General features: G+C 61.7%; 26 protein-coding genes. 2 read left to right on the top strand and 24 right to left on the bottom strand.

Going from position 1 to position 21,272, the window contains the following annotated elements; all coding sequences use genetic code 11:
- Window positions 1-4: 4 nt before the first annotated feature.
- From ACQ7C1_RS25065 to ACQ7C1_RS24980, 18 genes are all read right to left on the bottom strand, one after another.
- Complete coding sequence (locus ACQ7C1_RS25065) at window positions 5-463, bottom strand: DNA circularization N-terminal domain-containing protein (protein ID WP_430960218.1); 459 nt, start codon at window positions 461-463, stop codon at window positions 5-7.
- 1 nt (window position 464) lies between these two features.
- A complete protein-coding gene (locus tag ACQ7C1_RS25060) occupies window positions 465-2,321 on the bottom strand; it encodes a phage tail tape measure protein (RefSeq protein ID WP_430960217.1) in 1,857 nt (618 codons plus the stop codon).
- A 106-nt stretch (window positions 2,322-2,427) separates the two neighbouring features.
- A complete protein-coding gene (locus ACQ7C1_RS25055; RefSeq protein WP_085858493.1) occupies window positions 2,428-2,742 on the bottom strand; it encodes a phage tail assembly protein in 315 nt (104 codons plus the stop codon).
- Window positions 2,742-3,113, bottom strand: coding sequence for a phage tail tube protein (locus ACQ7C1_RS25050; RefSeq protein WP_430960216.1), 372 nt, complete (start codon window positions 3,111-3,113; stop codon window positions 2,742-2,744). Before ACQ7C1_RS25050 ends, ACQ7C1_RS25055 begins: the two co-directional genes overlap by 1 nt.
- A gap of 27 nt (window positions 3,114-3,140) precedes the next feature.
- Window positions 3,141-4,631, bottom strand: a complete 1,491-nt coding sequence (locus ACQ7C1_RS25045; protein WP_430960215.1) for a phage tail sheath subtilisin-like domain-containing protein — start codon at window positions 4,629-4,631, stop codon at window positions 3,141-3,143.
- On the bottom strand, window positions 4,632-4,832 hold the full coding sequence (locus ACQ7C1_RS25040; protein ID WP_430960214.1) for a hypothetical protein: 201 nt from the start codon (window positions 4,830-4,832) through the stop codon (window positions 4,632-4,634). It abuts the gene before it with no gap.
- 29 nt (window positions 4,833-4,861) lie between these two features.
- Window positions 4,862-5,539, bottom strand: a complete 678-nt coding sequence (locus tag ACQ7C1_RS25035) for a hypothetical protein (protein WP_430960213.1) — start codon at window positions 5,537-5,539, stop codon at window positions 4,862-4,864.
- On the bottom strand, window positions 5,539-5,946 hold the full coding sequence (locus ACQ7C1_RS25030; protein ID WP_430960212.1) for a hypothetical protein: 408 nt from the start codon (window positions 5,944-5,946) through the stop codon (window positions 5,539-5,541). Before ACQ7C1_RS25030 ends, ACQ7C1_RS25035 begins: the two co-directional genes overlap by 1 nt.
- A gap of 4 nt (window positions 5,947-5,950) precedes the next feature.
- The gene (locus tag ACQ7C1_RS25025) at window positions 5,951-6,286 is read right to left on the bottom strand and encodes a DUF2190 family protein (protein ID WP_430960211.1); all 336 of its coding nucleotides are present in this window, start codon (window positions 6,284-6,286) and stop codon (window positions 5,951-5,953) included.
- Window positions 6,287-6,347: 61 nt separating this feature from the next.
- Entirely contained in the window at window positions 6,348-7,973 is a 1,626-nt protein-coding gene (locus ACQ7C1_RS25020; RefSeq protein ID WP_430960210.1) for a hypothetical protein, read from the bottom strand.
- An 80-nt stretch (window positions 7,974-8,053) separates the two neighbouring features.
- Window positions 8,054-8,680, bottom strand: a complete 627-nt coding sequence (locus ACQ7C1_RS25015) for an HK97 family phage prohead protease (RefSeq protein WP_430960209.1) — start codon at window positions 8,678-8,680, stop codon at window positions 8,054-8,056.
- Entirely contained in the window at window positions 8,673-10,130 is a 1,458-nt protein-coding gene (locus tag ACQ7C1_RS25010; protein ID WP_430960208.1) for a phage portal protein, read from the bottom strand. Before ACQ7C1_RS25010 ends, ACQ7C1_RS25015 begins: the two co-directional genes overlap by 8 nt.
- Window positions 10,130-10,330: a phage head-tail joining protein gene (locus ACQ7C1_RS25005; RefSeq protein ID WP_430960207.1), complete on the bottom strand. Its 201-nt coding sequence runs from the start codon at window positions 10,328-10,330 to the stop codon at window positions 10,130-10,132. Before ACQ7C1_RS25005 ends, ACQ7C1_RS25010 begins: the two co-directional genes overlap by 1 nt.
- On the bottom strand, window positions 10,330-12,348 hold the full coding sequence (locus tag ACQ7C1_RS25000) for a phage terminase large subunit family protein (RefSeq protein ID WP_430960206.1): 2,019 nt from the start codon (window positions 12,346-12,348) through the stop codon (window positions 10,330-10,332). Before ACQ7C1_RS25000 ends, ACQ7C1_RS25005 begins: the two co-directional genes overlap by 1 nt.
- On the bottom strand, window positions 12,345-12,998 hold the full coding sequence (locus ACQ7C1_RS24995; protein WP_430960205.1) for a MarR family transcriptional regulator: 654 nt from the start codon (window positions 12,996-12,998) through the stop codon (window positions 12,345-12,347). The genes ACQ7C1_RS25000 and ACQ7C1_RS24995 overlap by 4 nt, the downstream gene beginning before the upstream one ends.
- Before the next feature lie 125 nt (window positions 12,999-13,123).
- Complete coding sequence (locus ACQ7C1_RS24990) at window positions 13,124-13,660, bottom strand: hypothetical protein (protein WP_430960204.1); 537 nt, start codon at window positions 13,658-13,660, stop codon at window positions 13,124-13,126.
- 210 nt (window positions 13,661-13,870) lie between these two features.
- The gene (nusG, locus tag ACQ7C1_RS24985; protein ID WP_430960203.1) at window positions 13,871-14,527 is read right to left on the bottom strand and encodes a transcription termination/antitermination protein NusG; all 657 of its coding nucleotides are present in this window, start codon (window positions 14,525-14,527) and stop codon (window positions 13,871-13,873) included.
- Entirely contained in the window at window positions 14,511-15,698 is a 1,188-nt protein-coding gene (locus ACQ7C1_RS24980; RefSeq protein WP_430960202.1) for a helix-turn-helix domain-containing protein, read from the bottom strand. Before ACQ7C1_RS24980 ends, nusG begins: the two co-directional genes overlap by 17 nt.
- An 83-nt stretch (window positions 15,699-15,781) precedes the next feature.
- On the opposite strand from ACQ7C1_RS24980, the gene ACQ7C1_RS24975 reads away from it, so the two are divergent.
- Both ACQ7C1_RS24975 and ACQ7C1_RS24970 read left to right on the top strand, forming a co-directional pair.
- On the top strand, window positions 15,782-16,024 hold the full coding sequence (locus ACQ7C1_RS24975; protein WP_430960201.1) for a type II toxin-antitoxin system RelE family toxin: 243 nt from the start codon (window positions 15,782-15,784) through the stop codon (window positions 16,022-16,024).
- 12 nt (window positions 16,025-16,036) lie between these two features.
- Window positions 16,037-16,384, top strand: coding sequence for a helix-turn-helix domain-containing protein (locus ACQ7C1_RS24970; protein WP_430960200.1), 348 nt, complete (start codon window positions 16,037-16,039; stop codon window positions 16,382-16,384).
- Between the two features lie 17 nt (window positions 16,385-16,401).
- Here ACQ7C1_RS24970 and ACQ7C1_RS24965 read toward each other — a convergent pair whose 3' ends face one another.
- From ACQ7C1_RS24965 to ACQ7C1_RS24940, 6 genes are all read right to left on the bottom strand, one after another.
- On the bottom strand, window positions 16,402-16,641 hold the full coding sequence (locus tag ACQ7C1_RS24965; RefSeq protein WP_430960199.1) for a hypothetical protein: 240 nt from the start codon (window positions 16,639-16,641) through the stop codon (window positions 16,402-16,404).
- On the bottom strand, window positions 16,638-18,509 hold the full coding sequence (locus ACQ7C1_RS24960) for a DNA cytosine methyltransferase (protein WP_430960256.1): 1,872 nt from the start codon (window positions 18,507-18,509) through the stop codon (window positions 16,638-16,640). The genes ACQ7C1_RS24965 and ACQ7C1_RS24960 overlap by 4 nt, the downstream gene beginning before the upstream one ends.
- Before the next feature lie 28 nt (window positions 18,510-18,537).
- Window positions 18,538-18,831 carry a hypothetical protein gene (locus ACQ7C1_RS24955; protein WP_430960198.1) on the bottom strand — a complete coding sequence of 98 codons (294 nt, stop codon included), beginning with the start codon at window positions 18,829-18,831 and terminating at the stop codon, window positions 18,538-18,540.
- Window positions 18,828-20,306, bottom strand: a complete 1,479-nt coding sequence (locus ACQ7C1_RS24950; protein WP_430960197.1) for a Spo0J and IME4 domain-containing protein — start codon at window positions 20,304-20,306, stop codon at window positions 18,828-18,830. The genes ACQ7C1_RS24955 and ACQ7C1_RS24950 overlap by 4 nt, the downstream gene beginning before the upstream one ends.
- Entirely contained in the window at window positions 20,303-20,497 is a 195-nt protein-coding gene (locus ACQ7C1_RS24945; RefSeq protein ID WP_430960196.1) for a hypothetical protein, read from the bottom strand. The genes ACQ7C1_RS24950 and ACQ7C1_RS24945 overlap by 4 nt, the downstream gene beginning before the upstream one ends.
- Before the next feature lie 211 nt (window positions 20,498-20,708).
- On the bottom strand, window positions 20,709-21,185 hold the full coding sequence (locus ACQ7C1_RS24940) for a phage regulatory CII family protein (protein WP_430960195.1): 477 nt from the start codon (window positions 21,183-21,185) through the stop codon (window positions 20,709-20,711).
- Between the last annotated feature and the right edge of the window lie 87 nt (window positions 21,186-21,272).

Below are 21,272 nucleotides of genomic sequence, written 5' to 3'. Positions count from 1 at the left end.
CCTCTCAGAAAAACCGTGCGAACTGGCTGGCCGCCGCAGCAATGCCGGCCGCGACCGTCGCCGTGACATCGCCGAGCGAGAGCACGGCGCCGCCATCATTGACGGCCGGAATGAACGTCGCGTCGAAAGCGACATAGCCGAACCGATCCTTGGCGCGCGTGCGCCGAAAGCCCTGCGCCGTCGCCATCATCGCGCCGTCCATCGGCAGCATAAGGAAGCCGGGACCGGGTGCCAGCATGACGTCCTTCAGCGCCTGGGCCTGAGCATCGGACGCATCGCCAAGCAGATAGAGCGTGACGTCGTAGACCGACGTCGAAAGCCCCAGCTCCTCGACGACGGTCTGCCGTCCGCCTGCCACCTCATGCAGCGCCAGGCGCTTGCCCGCCGTCAGCTCGTCGTAGTCGACGAAGAAGGAAACGCCGCTGAAGCTGGCAGGCCGCAGCGTTTTTTTCCAGTCTCTCATCTCAGAACCCTCCGCCGCCACCGCCGCCGGCGGGTCCATTCGGAGGCGCCGGGGCCATGCTGCGGCCGGTATTGGCGTTGACCGCAGCAGCGGTCGACGAACGCACGAGCGACACACCCTTCGACAAGGCACTCGCCAAGGCCTGCGCCGCCGCCTCGAGCTTGGCCGCAGCCGTCGAGATAGAGGATCCCGCGTCGGTTCCCGCCGATCTTATTTTGTCGGCGGAGCCGGTGATCGCATCCGCGCCTTCCTTGCCGCCGTCCGCCACCGACTTCGCGGCGGTTTCCAGCCTGCGCTCCATCGGGCCGAGAACATCGGTTCCAACCTGCGAGGTGAACGATTCCACGATCTGGCGACCACGCCCATATTCCTGATACTGCCGCTGTATGTCGGCGACCGGCGAAACGCCAGCCGGGCGCGCCATCGGAACCGGCGCATCCGTGCCGGGCAAATTCTTCGGCCCGAAGTTTCTCCCGCCACCCGGAAATTCCGGCGTGACAACGGGCGCGCTCTGCCGACCGGTCGAGGGTCGGACCGCACCGCGCAGATACCTGTTCTGCCGGTAGGTCTTCAGCCACTCCTCATTGCGATATCCCCCCTCATAGGCGAGATCGTCGGCATCGGCTTCCGTGGTAAAGCCGAGATTTCGGCGCAGCCAGGAATAGCCGCGCTTCTTCGCGCCTTCCTGCTTGGCATTGTCGTAATCGAGCCCGCGCGAAATGCTCTGCATGACGGTCGACGCCGCCGGCGCGATCGTCTCGCCGAAGGAAAGTTTCAGCTTCTCCCAATCGCTCGAAAGCTGGTCGATCTTCGACTGCGTTCCCTCGAGCACGCGGTCGACGTCTCGGAAAACCGTTCCGTCGACCTTCGAACTGTTCACCGCGTCGATGAACTTCTTGTAGCTGTCGGCGCTGGTCATCAGCGACTGCATGCCGAGGCGGAATTCCTGGTCGGTGAAGAGCAGCGGCAGCTTGCTGAGATCGCCCTTCACCGCTTCCTTCGATAGACGCACGAAGGCCGAAACGGCGTCCTCGCCGTTCTTTTTGGCCGCCTCCATCTGCTTGCGCAGATCGATGCCGAAATCGGAAAACTTCTTCGCCGTGTCAGACGAATACATCTTGCCGAAGATGTTCTGCGCCTGCGTCGCGGCCGCTTCCGCCGTGCCGGTGTCCTCGCGCAGCGTCTGCAAAAGCGCGATCAGCTGCTTCAGGCCGTCCTGGCCGCTGTAGCCGAGCGAGGAGAAGGAATTGGCCAGCTCGGGGATGTAGGCCGCCATGTCCTTCAGTTCGAACTGGCCCGCCTTGCCGCCGGCGACCATGACGTCGAAGGCGCGCTGCATGTCGCTCGCCTGGATCTTCAGCGCCGACGAAGCCTTGATCGCCGTATTGGCGATGTCCTCTGTCGCCGCACCGGAAGCCTGCGCGGTGGCGAGCACCGAAGGCAGGAAGGCCATCGCCTCCTGCAGGCTAAGACCCGAGGAAACCAGCGTGTCGAGCGCGCTGATCCCGTCGTCGAGCGGGATGGCAAATTGCTTCGTCACCTGCTGCAGGTTCTGGAAGGCGGCCTTGGTCTGCTCGGCGCTGGCATCGGCGGTGATGCCGATCCGCTCCATCTGCCGCTCGACAGCGGCAAAATCGATCACGGCCGCGCGGGCGCCGGCGGCGAGAGCGACGCCGGCGACGGCGCCTATACGACCGACCGCCGCCATGCGCTCCTGCGTCCTCGCCAGCGCCGCCTGGTTCTTGTTGAACTCGCCCGCCCGCCGGTTGACCTGGTCCATCTTGCCGGCGACCGACTTGAAGACCTGCCCGGTGCGATCGACGGCCGAGATCTTCAGCCTTGCTTCGACTTCGCGCATCAGCCCTTACGTCTTTCCTTGAACTTCAGGAAGCGATCGCCCCAATAGAAAATGTCGGACGGCGTCATGGCTTCGACCCGTTCGACCGTCCATCCCAGGGCGAAAATCAATCCGTCTGCGATGTCTTCGGCGGCGGCAATTCCCGAAAAAAACCGACCACCGCCTCTTCCAGCTTCAGAGAGTCGACGGCGTTCAGGCAGCCGATATGCTCGTAGCCCGGGTTGATGCAGATGCGCTCGAGATAGGCGTCGACCACTTCGGGATATCGCACCAGCATCGGGCCGTGCTGCGTCGGCTGCCAGTCGTTCGGCCGGCCGAGACCGGACCGGAAGATTTCCTTATAGGTCGGCTCCCGGAGCTCGACGCTGTCGAAGGTGATGCCGTTCTCGGTATAGCTCTTCGAAAGCTTGACGGGATCCATTAGCCGGTGCTCCGGTTATACTGCTCCGAATTGACCGTCAGGTTGGTCAACTCGCCGTTCAGACGATTGGACTCCGGGTCCCCGGTGAAAAACGCATTGGTGAAATAATGCGTCACCCCCGAAAACTCCTCGAAGATCGTCACGTTCAGCCGCGGCGACCGCATCAGCGCGCCGAGATCGGCATTGTCGTCGCGGAAGGTGGCCGAGGCGCGATAGGGCATCGGCGTGCCGATGCGATCGCTGCTGCCGTCCTGGTTGGTGACCGCCTCGTTCGACTGGCCGGCCGTATTGACGCTGAACGTGCCGCGCATCGACATCGTGGTGCCGTCAGAGAGGCGCACCAGCATGCGCCCGCCGAAATCCTTGCCCATATGATTGATCCTTCAGCTTGAGAGGGTTTAGGCCGCGTCGCGGAACTGGCTGTAGACGACCGCGAGACCGGCGAGGATGTCGAGCGGATTGACGACGTCGAGCGGCAGCCGCATGTTGACGCGGTTCGGATTGTCCGTATCCCGCTCTACGACCATGCTGAGCAGCGCCTCCTCGGAATTTTCCAGTACGCCCGCCATCTCGCGATAGGTATGGAACAGCGTCGCCTTGATGTCCTTCACCGTGGTCAGCGCATCGAGGTTCTGCGGATTGCTGTCGGCGATCGCCTTGTTGGAATGCTCGTAGGCGAGAGCGGCGCGGAACTTCTTCAGCGCGTAGGTCAGCTGGTAGACCGTCTGGATATCCCGGAAGGTCGTATCCGGCGCGCCGTTGGTCGTCTGCTGCTGGGTTATGATCTTGTCGATCGTCACCTGGCCGCTGCGGTTGACGGCCCAGGTGCTGACGCCGTTCTTCAGCATCGCGTCGCGCGTCGCATAGTCCATCCAGTAGGCGCGATCGCGAGGCGCCGAGATGCCTTCGACGATCAGGCCCGACTGGTTGCGCGAAACGTCGCCGTTTGCACCGCCGCCGAGCCATGCGGCAATGCGGCCCACCACCGCCGCGACCCAGATATAACCCGGCTCGGCATTGCCGCCGTCGGTAAACCGCGGGATCATCGTCAGGTGCCAGGTGTCACGCGCCAGCGCGAAGGTGACGAGGTTCGTCGACGTGTCCGTCTTCGGATAGAAGGCGTGGCCGTAGAGCTGCTGGATATAGGACCAGCGGCCGGAGACCTCGCCGAGGAAGCTGTTCAGCAGGTCGAGGTTGGTGCCGTCGTCGAAGGCCGAAACGATGATCTCGAAGGGATCGTCGTTCATCGCCGCCAGGATATTGGCAAGCGACGGCGTGCCGGCGCCGGCCGTCGTGGTCGCGAAAGTAAAGAGGCCGACGAAGGCATTCACCGTATCCAGCACCGGCACGAAGATATCGAGCCCGCTGGCATAGGTGCCCTTATGCCGCGCCGTCAGCGTCACGACATTGGTCGCGGCGGTCGCGGTGAACGGCAGCGACATGCCCGTCAGCCGGTTGTAATAGCCGTTGATGGCGGCGGCGAGCGCGGTCGCAACCGCATTGGCGGTCATGCCTGCAGCAAGCTCCAGCGAGATCGACTCCCCGGCGATCTGCAGGATGCCCTGCCCGCCGGCGGCCGGCGGCGCGCCGACGGTGATCGTGCGGATCTCGGCGGTCCCGCTATCGGCGACGCGGCCGATCCAGATTTCCTGCGCCGGCGCATTGCGCCTGGCTGCAATGAACATCGCTTCCAGCATCGAGCCGGCGCCGGCGAGCGACCGCGCATCGGTGCGGGTGTTGCAGATCGCGATCTGACCCTCGGCAAGCTTGCCGGCAGCCAGGCCATGCGCCAGGATGATCATCCGGGTTTCGCTCTGGAATTGCCCGCCCGACTGTGTATCGAAGGCGAAGATCGGCGCGGTCAGGTTGGCTGGAATGTTCGAAGCCATTTACTTCGTCCTCTTGGCTGTGGGTTTCTGTTCGGGATCGGCCGAGGCCGGTTTCAGCTTGAGCGTGCCGTCGGCGACGAGGCGGGCCTCGTAGGGGCTGGCAAAATTCACCGTTCGCCCGTCAGCCGGCCAGTCCGGCTGGTTGCCCGGCATGGGAATGCGCTCCCCCGTTTTGGCGGGGATGTAGATGTCTTCAGACATGGTCGTGATCTCCGGTCGTGACGACGGCTTCAGGTCTCGGGACCGTATGCATCCCCGCCTTCGAAGGGCGGCAGGACCTCGGCCGGGAAATGCGAGGCCAGCGCCGCGAGCTTGGCCTTCGCATAGGATTGGTCAGGCAGCGCCTCATAGAGCCGCCGTATCGGCTGCGGCAGCCCGCCGCCGGTCATGTCGAAATCGTCGTCGGTAAGTTCGACGTGATAACGCATTGTCGTGCGCTGCCATCGGACACCTAGTTGCGGTGCTGCGAAGGTCTCCTCTTCAAAACGGATTACCCGCTTGACGATTTTCCGCCAGAGAAGTCCCGCTTGGCTGTATTCCAGCAGATAACGGGTCTGCGCGCACAGCGCAGCAAGAACGAGCCGCGCTTCAGGGTCGTTGGCCACTAGGGCGTCAGCCGGGCCACTGCCGGCGTCAATCGCTAGTTCCGCAACGATCTCCAGGACAGCCGTGGCAACCGTATCGCCGGCAGCAGCCATCTCTCCACGGAGAACCGCGTCGCTACCCATCGTATAGAGCGCCAATACCGGCGTATAGGTTGCGGTCTGGTTCAGCTCCTCGATCGCAATATCGCGTGTATCGAGAACCATGAGACCGGCAAGGGTGGGAAAGCCTGAACCGGCTTCGACGGCCGCGGTCGGTCTCAGTATCTCGATAGCGGCAAGCCGCATGGCTTCGGCGGATAGCATCAGGCCTCCGGCAGCGCTTTGACAGTCGCGACTAGGGCGAGCACGGTTCCGAGCCCGTCAGCATCGAACTGGCTGATGATGAATATGGCGCCGTCGCTCTCCCGACGCATGAAGTAGCCGGCCATGAGCGGCTGGCCTTCAACGATCCTGATCGACGCCTGACGCTGCAGCGCTCGATTGACAAGCTTGCCGCCTCCGCCCGTCACTGGCTGCGCCTTCGCATCATTCTCGATCAGGGTGTTTTCATAGAAGACAGCCGAAGTCGTATACGGCGCATCTGTCTGCGATAGCCGCGGCGCGGCGTTCGGATCCTTATTGGCAACCGGAAAGATCGTGACATCTTTCCCCATTACCCGCTCTGTCGTCGAGCGGGCAATCGAGACCGCCCGCTCAAAGATGTTCGACATCGCCTTAGACCGTCGTTGGTCCGAGTAGCACGTCAACGTTATCCGATGGGTCGGCGGCAGCCGAGACTGCCGTGCCGATCAGAGTGTTGCCGGTCGCGGTCTTGTTGACGACGTTATTTGTAGCATCCCAGTAGAGCTTGTCGCCGATCGCGATCGCAAGCGCCGAGGTTTTGGGAAGGTTGAAGACGCCATTGGTCTGAATCGCGATCATGGTTGTGGCGACGGCTGTGACGCTGGCGATCCCGATCAGCGATCCGATGATGACCGGCCGACCCGAAACTGAGCCGCCAGCGGGTGCCGGAACATCGATCGAGTCGCCCGGCTGAACAAAGTTTTTCATGGTTCTATCCTCAGATGATCAGATTGGTGAGGGAAGCTGGCGGCCTGACGCCGCCAGTTCGTCATGCGCCGGGATTTTTGAAGCCGTAGCGATAGTCCGTCGCACCGCAGCCGAAATCGTGCTCTACAGACATCGCCATGCCCTGGCGGCCGAAGGGGCTTTCGATGCGGACACGCGGCGCCTCGTAGCCTTCAAGATAACCCCAGCGGTAATTCGATCCCGCTTCCGGGTTCGGGAAGAGGTACCAGGCGGTATCGGTAATCTGCGCCGTATCGATCGGCGTTAGGCGGCCGGAGAAGATATTGACGGTCGCGACGGTCGCCGGCGTGAAACTGGCGACCAGCTTTTCAGCCTTGGTGATCGTATCGGGTCCCGTCAGGATGATGGCGGGCGCATTCGCCAGCAGCGGGTTGCCGTCAAGGCTCTTCTGCTTGGCCATTGCCGCGCGACCGAGCGAAACCGGGTCGATATCGATCGCCGCGGCTGAGCCGAGGTTGTTGTGGCTGGCATGGAATACCGTCTGGCCGTCGGCAAGCTTGGCATTGAAGGCGGAGCTGTAAAAGGTGATCTCTTCGAACAGGGCCACGGTGGTGCCGTAAGAGGATAGCATGTCCTGGATCGCGCCGAGATCGTCGTTGATCATCAGCTGACGAGAAACAGAAATTGCTCGAGCATAGGAGAGGACTTGCAGCGTTTCCTTACCTTCCGTCAGCGTCCCATATTTGATCTCGCCGTCCTCAAGAACCTGCTTGAGCATCGGGAAATCACCGGTCTTGAGGACAGTGTGCGGACGGAAATCTCGGAAATTGCGCTGGCGCGCGATCCGGCGATAGGTGGGCTGCGCCAGGGCGTATCGGCCTTCGAGCGTCCGGTTGATCGCCCCTTCCATGATCACAGGAAAGTCGGAAGTCGTATGTGCGGCACGCGTGAAGATATCCTCGATGTCGCGGGCATTGCGAGGATAGCCGCGATATTCGACCGCCTCCGCTGCGATTGCGACTAGGCCGTCAGCCATATGGCCGCGTGCGGCCGCGCTCGGTCCCGCTGCCGGGATGGGAGCGCCGAGGCGATAGGACAGGGCCTCGATGCGAGCATTGCGCCGCGTCTCGCGTTCATCTGTGATAACACGGCTCGGCGATGTCCGCTGCTGACGCCCGGCCATGTGATCGAAAGCCTGCGCACGAAAAACGTCGAGCGTGACATTATTTCGGATGGCCTGCTGAATGGCGTCCGTCGCCATGCCGGCGCGAGTGCCGATGTCGAGAATGTCGGCTGCGCGGCTGGCAGCCACCGCCTCCGGTGTCAGCTCCGGATTCTGATTTTGCTGCGAGCGGGTTGCGGCCGCCTCCTCTTCTTCCTTCTGCTTGATTTCGCCACGAAGCTTATCCGCCTCGGCCAGGATGGTCTTGTGCTCATCCTCGATGGCGCGCGCGGCATCAGTGGACATGTCGTCCGTAATTTCGGCGATCTTCGCCGCGGCCCGCTGGGTCAGCTTGTCGAGATCGGCCCGCATGGCAGCGAGCGTGACCGCGAAATGATGCACATGGTTTGTGAAAAAATCGCCGGCAACCGAGAGGCTGACGTGCGGGTCAGGGACCGCGGCGAACGCACTCGGCGTCACAGCGACAAATGCGAGGAAGGCGATGGCCAGCGTGCAGGCGACCGCCAGGACGTTATGGGTTTTCATGTTGATATCCTAGAAAGGAGCCTAGCCCACAGGCGAGAAAGGGCGACCGCCTGCGTGGCGGATATGGCTGCAGGTGAAACCTAGCGGGCCAATTGCATTTGCCGTTGCGTCATTGCCATACGCATCCGGCGAATTTCGTTTTGATCTGCGACGGACGGCGTGACGCGGCACGCGAAGAGAGCGCCACTGTTACCCGACCTGACTTGCGCGCCGGGATCGGCCGGAATCGGTACGGCCGAGATCTCCCACGGCTCCCAATCGATCACGCGTCGGAGGGGGATTTTCCCTTTGCGGTCCGAGGTCTCGACGGTGTGGATACGGTATCCGACAGAGATGTTGGAAACCGTACCCTCCCTGATCCGAGCCACGCGATCGGCGGCATCCGGCGCGTTTGAGAGCTGAATTTTCGCGTACCCCTTTCCACCCTTGATGACGGCCGAGCCGCGCACCACGGCGCCGATCACATCCTGAAGGCTCCACTGGCCATGAGTGTCCAGAAAAGGGGCGCCGGCGTTGAGGCGGTCAAGCCTCACGCTCTTGCTGTTGACGACCAGCTCTTCGTCGAATTCCCCGTCCATCCAGGAAACGCGGCGCACCGTCGCGCCGGTTGTGAAAATCACATCAATCGTGTTGCTGGCCTCATCGAAAGAGCCTGCCCGCACCTCTGCGTCGCGCAGGAGCTGCGGCAATTGGATGACTTCAGGCATCAGCGTCTTCCTTGTTTGCTTTGGTTTCCTTGTCCGTATCCGCCGGAGCTACTCCGCCTGCGGGCCGGCGCGGATCGATGTCGAGCGGCACGTTATTGGCGTCAGCGAAAGCGAAGAAGGCGTCGAAATCCTTGACAACCTTCCGCCAGTCACGCCCCCACGCCGATATGAATTCTTGCGGCGACATTCGTCCCGAGCGAACGGCGAGGATGTCAGCCTGCAGATCTTTCAGCGGATCAATCGGCTCGATCGCCGGCATGATGTGATCAACCGGGTAGCCTTCGGGACGCTTCGGCAGCTTGTCGGCCATGATCGCGTAGTCGAGAAATCGCCTGTCTACCTTGCGGCAAACCATGGGAACGAAGACGGACCATTGTATTTGCTCGACGAGCCTGCGGAATTCGATCTTTCCAGTGCGCAATGACGAGTAATTCGCCTGTGTCAGATCTCCGGTCAGCTGATCGTAGGTCAATCCCGCACCTGCGGCCATCGCCCTTAGCCCGGCCTTGTAGGAGTCTCCGAAAACCGACTGCGACGAATTGTTGGCGAAGGTGATTTCAGATTCGCCGATGTCCTGAATGGTGCCGGGCTCGATCCTTACGACCTTGTCGCCCTTGTCATCACGCTTTGCCGCGAGAACGTTTTGAGCGCCTGGCGCTCGCTTGAGAAAGCCGGCATAAGTTGCCTGCGTCCTCTGCTGGATGATCGCCGCCTCCATCAGGTCCTGAATTTCCCTTGCGGTCAGCAGCACCGGCGCAAACCAGGAAATGCCGCGCAATTGACCAAGCCTCAGTGGCCGATACAGGTGACAGAGATCACTCCAATCGACCAGAACTGAAGGGTCAACGTTCCCGACGACCATCTCGCCAGGGTGGTTTTTCCAGAGGTAGAGACCTTCCCGAAGCCCCCAATCGCCGATTTGGACGCCGAGCCGAACGGATGATGTCTGGCCAGGCGAGGCGAGGACGCTGTCCCGTGTCGTATCGATCTGGTCGCCCTCCAGGCCCTGCAGACGCAGAGGGACCGCTCGCGGAGAGTCAGCAAGACTCACGGTTATCATTCTGAGGACGCTGTCACCGCCCTCGACCATTGACCGGAAGAGCAGGGACTGTTGCGCGCCGTAGTCGAGAACGCCCTCTACGTCGCTCGTTTCCTCCCACTCTTCCCTGAGGAGACGGTAAACGTTGTCGATCTTGTCATTCCCGGTATTCGGAACCGTCATGATGCCGGTTCCGACAACGTGGGATGTCAGGACGTCCAGTATGCGTTGGCCCGCCCAGCTGTTGCGCACGAAGTCGCGCGAGCGGTCGCGCAACGTGCCGATCGCCTTTGCGATCTCCGCATTGGCTGACGTTGCCCTGGCGACATGCGACCTGTTACGGCGACCGAATTGCGCCGAATTATAATCGCGCTTTCCGAGCCAGGTGCGGATGCTTTCGAAAATGCCCATCAATAGCCGCCGCAATATTCTGTGAAGATCGGACCGCCGGAGGAAGTCTCTCCCTCGATCTCTGCCTTTATCAGATCACGCGCCCTCAGCAGTTCGGTCATGCTGTGATACTCGACCTCGTGCGTCTGAAACCGCACGCGTTTGGCGCCAACAGCGATCGCTGCGTTTATTGCGTCAAGATCGGTTTGCGTCCACGCCATCAGCCGTCCTCCCAGTCTCTGTCATTGATGCCATGGTGAGAGCTGAAGAGGCGGCCAGGCCGGTATTCTGCATCGTCGCTGTCGCCGACTCTTGGGTCGGCCATGCCGGCGGCCGGTCTTGCTGCTTGGGCAGCTAACAGCGGCGCCGGCGCGAACAGGCCCGGATCCAGCACTCCCTCAGGAAGGCCGCGCATGGAGGCCAGCGTTGCCCACTCATCGGGCATCATTCTGGATATGCCGAGATAATCACCAAGCGCATCACCGTAGATCTCACAGTCGAGAAAATGGTTCTGGTAACCGGCGCGCGGCATCCAGATTCTGCGGGTGCGCCCCTTGAACTTTTCTGTTCCCAGATATTCGGCCGTGATCTGCTTGAAGTAGACCTCGTCCATCCATGAGCCGAAGTGGCAATAACCAGGCGGATCGACTGGCTGGCCGGAAACTCTGCCCTGCTTATGCAGATTGGCGTAAAAGCCCCCCTTCAATGACCAGGTTCCGACGCCCCAAACCATCGCGCCGTTGCGAATGCGCTGGCCGTTGAAGTCGATATCGACCGCCGACGGCTGCCCGATAGGCGGGCGGGACCATCCGTCCAAGCCCTTGAGCGCGAAGGTCGCCGACTTGCCGCGTACCCAAGTATAGACCACGTGACTGCGGTAGCCGGAATCGATCCCGAAAAGATCGACGGCGCGGCGCTGGCCGAATGCATCCGGCCACTCCTTTACGCGCAGCTCCTCCAGCTTGACGAACGCGCCGCCGTGCGGATCGTCCGTCGCACCCTCGATGAAACCAGCGTCGACACGCCATGACTGGCGGTCCGGACCGTAAGCCTTGAAGAGGTAATAGATCCCGTTCAGCTGCACGTCGGCAGTGCCAACAAACACCAGGCCGAGGGCAGGGATGAAGCCGCGCATGAGATCGTCTTCACGCCTCTCCATTAGCCGGACGTGATCCGGCGCATCACCCTTCATATCGAAAGACAGCCCGAGCGTCAGATTGCTGAACGTCTTGAGTTTCAGAGGATCTTCATTCGCCTCGACAAAGCGGGACGCGATCTTCTCCCACGGCACGAACGGGGATGTCAGTGCATCGAAGTGATAGGAAGGATAGGCGCCCGGCCGCGTGGCCTCTGGTACCCACACTCCCTTCTTCATCAAAGAAACCTTTTCGTACGCCTCGACGATCGTCCCGCAGCACGGCGTCGCGTAGTGCGGCTCATGCGGATACTCGTCATTGAACTTGAAATGCTGGCGATCGAAGACGAACTTGAATTTTTCGCCGCAGCCTGGGCAGGGCATATACCAGTAGCGCTGATCGCCGCCCTCGAAATAGCTATCGATCTTTGAGCCACCCTTAATCGTCGGCGTCGACACATAGACGCGAAGCCATTCACCGGACATCAGGAAAGATTCTTGCCGGGCCTCAACCATGCCGAAGGGGTCACCCTGGCCGTCGAGATCGTCGGGATATTCGTCGATCTCATCCAGAAATGCCTTCTTGATTGTCGACGATCGCAGGTCTGCGGCCGAGCTGGCAATCGCAAGCTTTAGCGATCCGCCTCGAAACTTCTTTCTAACGGCGGTCGAACCGTCACCCGATCGGGACGCCTGCTCCCTAACGAGCTTATCCAGCACCGGCGATCCCTTGATCGCAACATCGAGCTTCTCGGCGTTGAACTCCTTTAGCGCGCCCGATGTCGGCTGCACGATCATTGCGCGGCACGGATCTGTCGCGATCAAGTGCCCTATTGCTGCGATCATCAGCGTAGTGAAGCCGGTTTGCGCCGACTTTCGCACCGCAATCTCATTGACGCCGCTTTCGGTGGCGCACATTTCAAGCGGCTCGGCGATATACGGCGTCAAGCTGTCGTCCCAAAGCTCGCCAGCGCGCGGACCGTCCGGAACGACAAGGTTCTGCCGCGCCCACTCGGCCGCGGAAAGTTGCTCAGGCGGCACAATAGCGGCGGCCAACACGCTCGCAACGAGTGCGACGGCCGACCGCTTCAAGGTCACCTTCATTCCTCGCCCCCGAAATCGATGTCGGCCTGAACGCCGATCTTTTCCGCTTCCGCAGCCTCTCCGGCGACTATGGCCAGGCGCGTTGCAATTGCTTCGCGCTGTTCGTGGATCTTCCGCCGCAACAGTCGGCGAAGAGCAGGTTCCCCTTCGCGAACAGTTTCAAGGATCTCACTCACCCAGTTGAGTGGAGCGCCTAGTTCACGGATGATTGCCTCGGTTGCTTTAACCAAGGCAGTTTCGACGCCATGCTCCCCCTTGATCGCCACGAGCTGGCCGGTGCGCTCGGCATAATCCAGTGCCTTCAGCTTCGACTCGTACTGAGCCCGCTCGGTCTGAGCATCGCGAAGCGCCGCACTGACGGGCAGTTGCGCAGCAGGCTGCGTCTCAGCCATCTCGCGCTTGGTCTGCACGCCTTGCTCGCGAAACGCGTTCCCCGTCTGGCCGACCACGCGATCAAAGGTCGCCAGCTCAACCAATCGAGAGCGACCATCGCGCCTTGTCGCGATCAGGCCTTCGCGCTCCAGGCGATCAATGCGCTCAGACGCCGATTGACGACTGATGCCCTTGCGTTTTGCCAGCTCGGCAACTGTCAGCCAGACGCCGTCGTTTCCCGTCGCAGGTGCTGCCATCGATTGAAACAGATCGCTCATGATTGTCAGGTCGCGTCAGGCTGAGTCAGGTCCGTCAGGTCAGTTTTTTGCTCGGTGAGACTAGCGAAATATCGGGGTCGCCCCGGCCCGCTTGGGGAGGGTTGCCGGGAAGGACCCGCGAGGGGTCACCGGGGGAGGAGGCGGTCGATCTCGTGCAGGGTTCGGGGCAACAGGTTCTCCTCAATCAGCTGCGCCAGCACCTGCATGAACACTTCGGGGTTGTTCGTCACATCGTGTGCGGGGTTCGGACCGAACAGTTCACGGATCGGAAGTCTCTCCTTGCCTACGCGCTTCATCACGCCACGATGGCCACTGTCCATTTCGGCGATGAAGGCGGATCGATACGAGCCCCGAGCCCGCACCCGCACACCTTTCGATGTTTGCGTCGCACCCAAATCGTAGAGGGGAATCCATCCTGACTTTTCGATGATGTCGATTGTGTTGCTGCCGGCATTGAACGAAGCTCTCGTCAGCGCCGCGACCTTGCGCGTTGGAAGATCGGTGCGTTCGGCACTCCGCTTGACGATGCGGGTCCTCGCCATATCGCGCATGCGTCGCATCGCGCTGGCGAATGCCTTTGCCTTGATCTGTCCCGGCAGGTTCGCGATCGCTCGCGAAAGATGCTCGATCTCAGATGCGTCTAAGCGAAGTTCAGCAACCATGCCTATTGCCCTAAATGACAAAGGCGACCCGAAGGCCGCCCATCATTTGCTCATAGCTTGCGCACTGACCCTGAATCGGTGCCTCGGCTGCGAGGCTATCAGAGCTGGGGCTGACCGGCGTACCGACCTCAGGACTATCGTCCCCGCATGTTACTGCGTTCTCAGAGGCTCACTTCAGGATCATCAGCTTGTCCGTGAGGCGATTTCTACTCACACTTTTTCGATCTGCGCAACATCTAATTCGACCGGCGTGCTGCGCCCAAATATGCTCGCCTCGACCGTGACGCGATGCTTCACACCGTCGATCGCAGTCACCATTGCGTCGAACGAAGCAAACGGCCCATCGGTGATCCGAACGGTTTCGCCGAGCTTATACGTGAGCAGAACTTCGCGGCTGTCATAGGTTCCTTCCTGAGCGCGCTTTCTGAATTTCTCGACATATTCGAAAGGGATACGATAGGGCTTTTCGCACCCGCCAATGATCCCGATAACATGTTTTACCCTCCTCAATGCAACGAAGCATTCAGCCTTGGCGATACACTGGACCAGCACATAGCCAGGCATGACGGGCAGGCGAGGGGCGGGAATCACCCGGTGCCTGAGGCGGCGTTCCTCTCCTCTGCGGGTTGGCACCAAGGCCTCAACATTTTCCTCGTACAGGTATTTTTCCACAGTGAACTCGCTCCTCGTCATCACCTGTAGGCAGTACCAGGAACACAGTTCGGGATAGTCCGCGATGATTCGGCGGCTCGCCATGGCGAGATTGCTGATCCTGATTCGCCGTTCGTCGGCGATCTTATCTAACTTCAGGAGACCCTTGATCGAGACTTTGCCTTCGAATTCGCCGCGCTTATGCTGCATCGTCATCGCCTCGTTCCCTCGCTGTCGCCGCTGCAAATTCGCTCAATGCCTCTTCCGGCTCGCCGGGCGGGAAGAAAAACCACTCGTGGCCGGTGTTCGGCAGCCAAGGCCATCCTCGCCTGTCGAAGGCCTGTTTCCAGCGCCTCGCCGTCTCGGCATCCCGATGCACTTGCACAAAGCTTTCCGAGATGCTGGCGAGCGGGGCAGGGACGGTGACGCCCTGTCGATCGAACGCCCGCTGGTGCATGGTGTTGACTCGCGGCCAGCCATATTTCTGCAATCGGTCGAGCCTGACGGCCTCCGCTGCTTCGCCGCCTTGCGCCAGCTGCAGCTGTTGGTATTTCGTCGGCACAGGCATCGCCGTAGCTGCCGGCTTCAGCAGCTGCGCCAGCATCCCCGCCATCCACGCCTTGCTGAACGGATTGTGGACGGATGGGAGCGCCACGTCGGATTTTGGATCGTCAAGCTTCTCCCAAGCCTTGCCCCGGAGATAGACGCTGGAGAAGGTGAACTTGCCCTTGTTTGCGTTCACGGCGCTGATGTAGGCAGGCGTCCGCTCAATGCAGGCAGCACGCTCTTCTCTCGAAAGCGCAGCCCATGCGTCCCGCGCCGCTTTCTCACTGTCGGAGAGCGAGGTAGGCCATGTGCGATACCAAGCCTTGAAATCGCGCTCGACTTTCTTCCGGTCCTCGACGATCGCCGTATCGCCTTCTTCCGAAAGCTCGCGCGCGCTCCCTCTCTCCCTTACGGGTTCTATTACAGGTTCCCTTACAGGTTCTATTGAGGACTCCTGAGTCCGGTTCAAACTGTCGGAAATGTCCGGTTCAAACCCCTCATTTTGTCCGGTTGACGCCTCGCTTGAGGCGGACAAATTGTCCGGTTCATTTTCGAAGGAGTGCGGGCGGAATCCCTGTTCGAAAGCAAGGCTGTAGCGGTTTGCCTTGCGGTTTTTCCCCTCGCGCTGCTCGATCCAGTTGACCAGGCCCTTTTCCCGCAGCGCCACGAGCGAGCGGCGCACCGACCGCTCGTCTATCTCGCAGGCATCCGCCAGGTAATCCTGCTTGGGATAGCAGCCATAGATCGGGTTATGGCAGTCGGCCAGGTGCCACAGAACGCGCGCCTCAGCACAGCTGATTCCGCGAACCTTCACCGCCCACATGGTGGCTTCGTGGCTCATGCGGCCCCTCCTGCGATGAAAAAATATAGCCAGCAGCAATATTTTCCATTGCTATTCGTATAGCTATAAGCTATAAAAAACTCATGAAAAAGATTGCCTACAGCAAAGCCGCCGCCAAGGCCCTCCGCAAGATGCAGCCCAAGCGCGCGGCCGCCATCGTCGCCAAGGTCGAGGCTTTCGCCCGTGGCGAGACGGTCGATCTCAAGAAGCTGCAGGGGAGCGAATTCTTCCGCATCCGCGTCGGGCAGGATCGGGTTATCATCGACGATCAGACGATGCTTGTTCTGGTCGTCAAGGCCGGTCCGCGCGGCGACATCTACAATTAATAGGAGCACACCATGACTGCAGTCCAGCGCATCACCATCGAAGGCAAGGGATATGTCCTGCTGCCTGAAGACGATTACCAGGACCTCGTCGACGCGAGCGAAGCTAGCGCCATCAAGGCGCGTATCGATGCCGGCGAGGAGACCTGGCCCTCCGAGGTCGTCAACGCCATCATCGATGGCGAAAACGCCATCCGTGTCTTCCGCAAGTATCGCGGACTGACGATCGAGGAACTGGCGGCGAAGGCCGGTCTTTCCCAGCCCTTCGTATCTCAGATCGAGACCGGCAAGAAGGAGGGCTCGATCGCTGCCTTGAAGGCAATCGCGCGTGTCCTCGGCGTCGATCTGGACGATATCGCCTGAGACGGTGCAAACGCCCATCATGCGTCACCCCCGATCGGCGCCAGTCGCGCCGCGCTGAGGAAGGCGCGGAAACGGGTTTCCACGTGCGATTTTGCCTTAGCCTCGTGTCCGTCGCGCCCGCCGTTTGGATGGCCGCTCACGGTCACCCAAATGCGCCAGCGCCACATGCGCCCGCCGCCGGCCGGTGGATAGACTGCGCCCACGTCCACGTCGCCGATCTGCATCACGGCGCGATAAGTCTCTTGCCGCCAGATCATGCCGCCACCCTTCGATCCTCGACCGCAAGGTGATTGCAGTTCGCCGCGACCAGCGCCCTTGCGACCGGCGGCGACACCGAGTTGCCAACGCAAGAGACCTGCAGGCTCTTGGAGAATGGCACCCATTCCGGTTCGCCGCTGCCCTCAGGCGCTGCCCATCCGCCGTCAATGATGTAATCCCTCGGGAAGCCCTGCGCGTTATATAGCTCGCGCGGTGTCAGCATCCGCATGCCGATATCGACGATGACGAGCGTCACGCCGTCGACCTCGAATGTCACGAACTCCCGCTCGTCCCAAAGACCATGCATGCGCATGAAATCGGCGACCTGCCGAGCCCTCATGGCCTGCGCGTCGGTGAAAGGCGGAATGTCGATCGAGGCTTGCACATGGCCGAAGCGCGGCTTGGTGGTGAGCGTATGGAAAGGCTCCGTCTCGGGCGTGTCCTGATCGGAGCCGTAATAGGCATGCAGGTGCGGTGATACGAGCGAAAGGCCAGCGCCGCCGGCGGTGATAACGTGCGCCGGCTTGTCCACCTCGTTATAGGGCTTTCCGGAATTGCGCATAGTCATGATATGCGGCGCAACGACGGCCGAGTGACCGCCGCCAGCCAATATTGCCGGATGCGGTTCCGTGATGTCGCTGTCGCGCCGGTTAGAGCCTTTCATGCTCATCAGATGCGCCGTGATCGCGTTTTGCTGCGTCGCCCGCTGTGTGATCGTCGAAAGCGGGGCGTCAGCTGCCCTTCCGGGATTAATCGGATCTGCGCTGCGACCGTTGTTGTTATGCTGCGCAACGAACGCGGCGGCGACGCCATTCTGGTCTTTTCGGCTCGCCGCGATCGTATGCACCGGCAGGGTTGCCGGTCGAACCGATCCCCCATGCTGCGCCGCGGTGACAAGAGGCGAGATCAATGCTTTCTCGCCCCTGTGCGCGCCCGTGATGACGTTCGCCGGGCGATCGATGCCCTCCAGCCGTGCGCCGTGCGTGAGGTTGACGAGGAATGGCCGTGCAGCCATCAGCACGTACCGGCTCACTCCACGCGCCACGCGCGCCAGGGTGTTTTCCGCAAGCGGCCGTATAGCCTTCAGCCCGAGCTTGACCATGATCTCTTCCGACGTGTCGAAGATCGAAGGGCAGGGCAGCGACCAGTCGATATTGTCGGCCGCCGTCACCCAGGGCAGCTTCCTTCCGGCGATCACGTCGCGATCATCGGGCGCGCCGTGCGTCGGTTCCGGCCAGACGATCGGCTGGCCATCGAAGCGGATGATGATGAACAGCCGCTTGCGGATCGTGCCCGCGCCGTAGTCACAGGCGCGCAGCTCGCGCTTCTCGATCCTGCCGCCGAGCTTGCGTAGCACCTTGCACCATTTCTGCCGCGTCTCGCCCTTTCGATCCGGATCAGGCATCAGCCCCTTTGGCGTCATGATCAGCGGGCCGTAATCCCAGAATTCCTCGACGTTTTCCATGATGACGACATCGACCTTGCCGCCGCTTTTCTGGATGCGCTCGATCCAGCCGGGGATGATCCAGCAGAGATCGCGGATATTGCGCTCCACCGGCTTGCCGCCCTTGGCTTTCGAGAAGTGCTTGCAGTCGGGAGAGAACCAGGCAAGGCCGATGTGCTTGCCGTAGAAATGCTGGAGCGGATCGACCTTGTAGACGTTTTCGGAGAGGTGAACCGTCTCCGGATGGTTCACCTCATGCAGCATTAGCGCCGGCTTGCTGTGATTGATCGCGTAGTCAGGCGAGCGGCCGAGCGCCTGCTTTATACCCTCGCTTGCCCCGCCGCCGCCGGCGAAACTGTCGAATATGATCGGCTCGCCCCAGCCGCGTTCGGCCGCAAAGGCGTGAATGTCGTCGACCGACATCCCGTCGAAAAGTCTTTCCTGCAGCACGTCACGCCCCCATTCCCCGCGGCTTCAGGCCGCATGCAATTCTGTCCATTCGCCCGCGGGCGGTTTTGATGGTGATGAGATCGACGATCTCGCCGTCGTCGGTGCGCGGAGCGCGGAAGTTCGCAAGCTCGGCGTCTAGGTATTCGAGGCCGGCCAGAAAGCCGCTCTGGCGCAGCACGAGGCGGATGAAACTCTGCTCGCGCACCAGGCAATCGATAGAGGCTGTCAGCAGCCAACGCGCCCGCGCGGCGTCATCAGTGCATTCGTCGATATCTTCGCGAAGGTCGAACATCATGCGACCCCGCTTTCTGGAGCGCCCGCCTGGTTGCCCCAGAACTCCCACTTGCCGTTCAGCCGGATGTCGTCCGCCGCCAGGCTCTCCTTGCGCTGGAAAAGCTCCAGCTTGCGCATGTCGGGGAAAAGTCGCTCGATCTCCTCGGCGAACCAGACCGGCTTGCGGCTATGTTCGCCCTTCGCCTCGCTGTAGAGGCTTTCCGGCTTGGCCGTGTAGAGATCGATTCCGGGGAAGTTGCCGCGCTTGCAGATCAACAGGTGCTCGGTACGGTCCCGTACCCATCGGCCCATGCCGATATGCACCTTGTCCCAGGTGATGGCGGTCACGTATTCGAAGCCCCACGCTTCGATGATGCGGATCGCATCGCGGATACGGTTCGTCGTCGTCCAGAAGTAGAGGATGGCGTCCCGCGTGAAGGGACTTGCCGCCCCGGAACAAAGCGCCATGCCGTCCTCGACGGACATGGCCGGATATTTCAGCCCCTTGTCCTGCCCGGTCTCGTCACTCCAGGCCTCCTGCACCCATGGAAAGTCGCAGTATCCCACGGGGAAGGCCGCCATCGGCATTCGTCCGGCCTCGATCGTGCCGCGCTCTGCGATGGAGTTGATCAGCGCCGTGCGCACCAGACGAGAATGCCGCTGGTTGTCGCTGCGGATTTCCTTTGCCTTCGCAATGATCGCCTTCTTCTCGGCCCGCAAAACCTCTTCCTGCGCCTGGCGCGCAAGATGGCTGATCGCCTCGCCGGCATGGACAGAGACCTTGCCGCTCTCGATCGCTGCCATCAGCGCCGGCGCGCCTTGGTCGCGCACACGCTTTGCCGCCGCCACCGCCCGCTCCGAAATCGAAAGCCGGCGTGCCGCTTCGCGGGTCTGCAAATTTGCAGGCCCGGCGGTCGATTGGTTCATGCCGACGTCCCAATCGACGATCTTTGCCGCGACCATTGCCCGCTGGCTTTCCGTCAGGTGCCGCCGGCGCAGGTTGAGCGAAAGCACGAAACCGAGTGGATCGTCGCCATCGTAATCCTTCGTCCAGGGATCGATGCCGAGCCGATGGCATGCCTCGTCACGGTTCCGGCCGTCGAGGATCTGGCCGCCGAGCAGCCAGACAGGCTGTTCCTGCCCGCGCGTGGCGATATCGTCGGCCAGCTCCGCCAGCTCCTGGTCGGAGAACATCGGGAAGAGCGCGGCGAGCGGATGATGCGGAATGCGCTCTGGATAGGAGGGAACTGGGCCGCTTCTGGGTGGGCGCATCTCGGGCGCCGGCGTGGCTGCAGGCTGCGCCGCCTGCTTTGCGCGCGCCTTGTCTGTCGCATACCACCGATCGGCGTCCTTCTTGTCCCGCGAAAGCAGGCCCCGGCTATTGAGCTTCAGGCAGAAGCGCCGATCGGTAATGCTGGGGCTGATGTAAAAGCCCGAGGCAATCGCCTCGGCAAGGATAGCGGCGGCGCGTTCGCCCGAGGTAGCGTGCGCGTTCATCGGCTAGCCCTCCGAATTACCGGATACCACGTCGCCGCATCCCTGCGGTCGCGCCGCAGCAGGCCCTTGGCGTTCAGCCGCAGGCATGCCTGGCGCTCCGCCGGCGTCCGGTCGACGACGACGCCATCGCGCTCGGCAATTTCCAGCATGCGCGCCCCCACAGGGCGAAAAACGTTGAGGAGGCTCATCATTCGCACCTCCTCAGCCTGTCGAGAAAGGCTTCACCCTTGGCTGTCAAAGCCAGCAGCGCACGGTGCTCGCCATGCTTCTGCAGGTATCCGCGCCCGCCCATCTCATGAACTGTCGACTGATCTCGCTCTTGCGCGACCGGATATCTGTTGGCGCACAAGCGAATGCGGCGCAGCAGTGCGCGCCCAGCTTCGCCAACGGCAGGCTCCATCGTCATCCCGCCGCCCTTCCGTTGATCCGGTCGCGGAATTGCTCCAGCGCCCGGAAAGCCTCGGAAATTTCCGGATTCAATGCCTTGCGATCGGCGGCATCGACGCTGCCATCGGCCAGCGCCTTTCGTGCCTCGCGTACGACGTCGCCGAATTCGTCGATGACCTTCAGAAGATCACCGAGAAGATCGCCGGCCTCGGCCGGCTTTGCTTCTTCCGCCTCCGGCACTAGGCGGTAGCCGAGCAGGCGAGCCATGGCGGAGACGATCACCGGGCTCTTCGCCCGCCGGTCGGCCTCGACCGCCACGTCGCAGGGAATGACACTTTCGCGGTAGTCGTCATTGAAGGACGCGTATTTCGAGAGCGTCGAGACGTTGACGCGCGTCAGGTCCGGAAAGGCGGTTACGCCGCCGCCGAGCTGATAGGCCGCCTCCGTCGCTCCCTTGATGGCGCGGATATCGACCTCGGAAATTGTGCGCATGCGAAATCCCCCTCGGAAAGCAAGGAAACAAAAGCTGGAATGGATTCGGTGAACGGCGCGCCCCGGCGCCGTAATCACATTGCGATC

This window comes from Rhizobium sp. Nf11,1, assembly GCF_050587665.1.
Classification (GTDB): domain Bacteria; phylum Pseudomonadota; class Alphaproteobacteria; order Rhizobiales; family Rhizobiaceae; genus Rhizobium.
Note: the sequence above shows the minus strand (reverse complement) of the source record. Positions and strands in the feature narration are given on the sequence as shown.

Coding starts and splice junctions, on each gene's coding strand:
- ACQ7C1_RS25065 (WP_430960218.1), bottom strand. CDS start 463: ATGAGAGACTGGAAAAAAACGCTGCGGCCTGCCAGCTTCAGCGGCGTT.
- ACQ7C1_RS25060 (WP_430960217.1), bottom strand. CDS start 2,321: ATGCGCGAAGTCGAAGCAAGGCTGAAGATCTCGGCCGTCGATCGCACC.
- ACQ7C1_RS25055 (WP_085858493.1), bottom strand. CDS start 2,742: ATGGATCCCGTCAAGCTTTCGAAGAGCTATACCGAGAACGGCATCACC.
- ACQ7C1_RS25050 (WP_430960216.1), bottom strand. CDS start 3,113: ATGGGCAAGGATTTCGGCGGGCGCATGCTGGTGCGCCTCTCTGACGGC.
- ACQ7C1_RS25045 (WP_430960215.1), bottom strand. CDS start 4,631: ATGGCTTCGAACATTCCAGCCAACCTGACCGCGCCGATCTTCGCCTTC.
- ACQ7C1_RS25040 (WP_430960214.1), bottom strand. CDS start 4,832: ATGTCTGAAGACATCTACATCCCCGCCAAAACGGGGGAGCGCATTCCC.
- ACQ7C1_RS25035 (WP_430960213.1), bottom strand. CDS start 5,539: ATGCTATCCGCCGAAGCCATGCGGCTTGCCGCTATCGAGATACTGAGA.
- ACQ7C1_RS25030 (WP_430960212.1), bottom strand. CDS start 5,946: ATGTCGAACATCTTTGAGCGGGCGGTCTCGATTGCCCGCTCGACGACA.
- ACQ7C1_RS25025 (WP_430960211.1), bottom strand. CDS start 6,286: ATGAAAAACTTTGTTCAGCCGGGCGACTCGATCGATGTTCCGGCACCC.
- ACQ7C1_RS25020 (WP_430960210.1), bottom strand. CDS start 7,973: ATGAAAACCCATAACGTCCTGGCGGTCGCCTGCACGCTGGCCATCGCC.
- ACQ7C1_RS25015 (WP_430960209.1), bottom strand. CDS start 8,680: ATGCCTGAAGTCATCCAATTGCCGCAGCTCCTGCGCGACGCAGAGGTG.
- ACQ7C1_RS25010 (WP_430960208.1), bottom strand. CDS start 10,130: ATGGGCATTTTCGAAAGCATCCGCACCTGGCTCGGAAAGCGCGATTAT.
- ACQ7C1_RS25005 (WP_430960207.1), bottom strand. CDS start 10,330: ATGGCGTGGACGCAAACCGATCTTGACGCAATAAACGCAGCGATCGCT.
- ACQ7C1_RS25000 (WP_430960206.1), bottom strand. CDS start 12,348: ATGAAGGTGACCTTGAAGCGGTCGGCCGTCGCACTCGTTGCGAGCGTG.
- ACQ7C1_RS24995 (WP_430960205.1), bottom strand. CDS start 12,998: ATGAGCGATCTGTTTCAATCGATGGCAGCACCTGCGACGGGAAACGAC.
- ACQ7C1_RS24990 (WP_430960204.1), bottom strand. CDS start 13,660: ATGGTTGCTGAACTTCGCTTAGACGCATCTGAGATCGAGCATCTTTCG.
- nusG (WP_430960203.1), bottom strand. CDS start 14,527: ATGACGATGCAGCATAAGCGCGGCGAATTCGAAGGCAAAGTCTCGATC.
- ACQ7C1_RS24980 (WP_430960202.1), bottom strand. CDS start 15,698: ATGAGCCACGAAGCCACCATGTGGGCGGTGAAGGTTCGCGGAATCAGC.
- ACQ7C1_RS24975 (WP_430960201.1), top strand. CDS start 15,782: ATGAAAAAGATTGCCTACAGCAAAGCCGCCGCCAAGGCCCTCCGCAAG.
- ACQ7C1_RS24970 (WP_430960200.1), top strand. CDS start 16,037: ATGACTGCAGTCCAGCGCATCACCATCGAAGGCAAGGGATATGTCCTG.
- ACQ7C1_RS24965 (WP_430960199.1), bottom strand. CDS start 16,641: ATGATCTGGCGGCAAGAGACTTATCGCGCCGTGATGCAGATCGGCGAC.
- ACQ7C1_RS24960 (WP_430960256.1), bottom strand. CDS start 18,509: ATGTCGGTCGACGACATTCACGCCTTTGCGGCCGAACGCGGCTGGGGC.
- ACQ7C1_RS24955 (WP_430960198.1), bottom strand. CDS start 18,831: ATGATGTTCGACCTTCGCGAAGATATCGACGAATGCACTGATGACGCC.
- ACQ7C1_RS24950 (WP_430960197.1), bottom strand. CDS start 20,306: ATGAACGCGCACGCTACCTCGGGCGAACGCGCCGCCGCTATCCTTGCC.
- ACQ7C1_RS24945 (WP_430960196.1), bottom strand. CDS start 20,497: ATGATGAGCCTCCTCAACGTTTTTCGCCCTGTGGGGGCGCGCATGCTG.
- ACQ7C1_RS24940 (WP_430960195.1), bottom strand. CDS start 21,185: ATGCGCACAATTTCCGAGGTCGATATCCGCGCCATCAAGGGAGCGACG.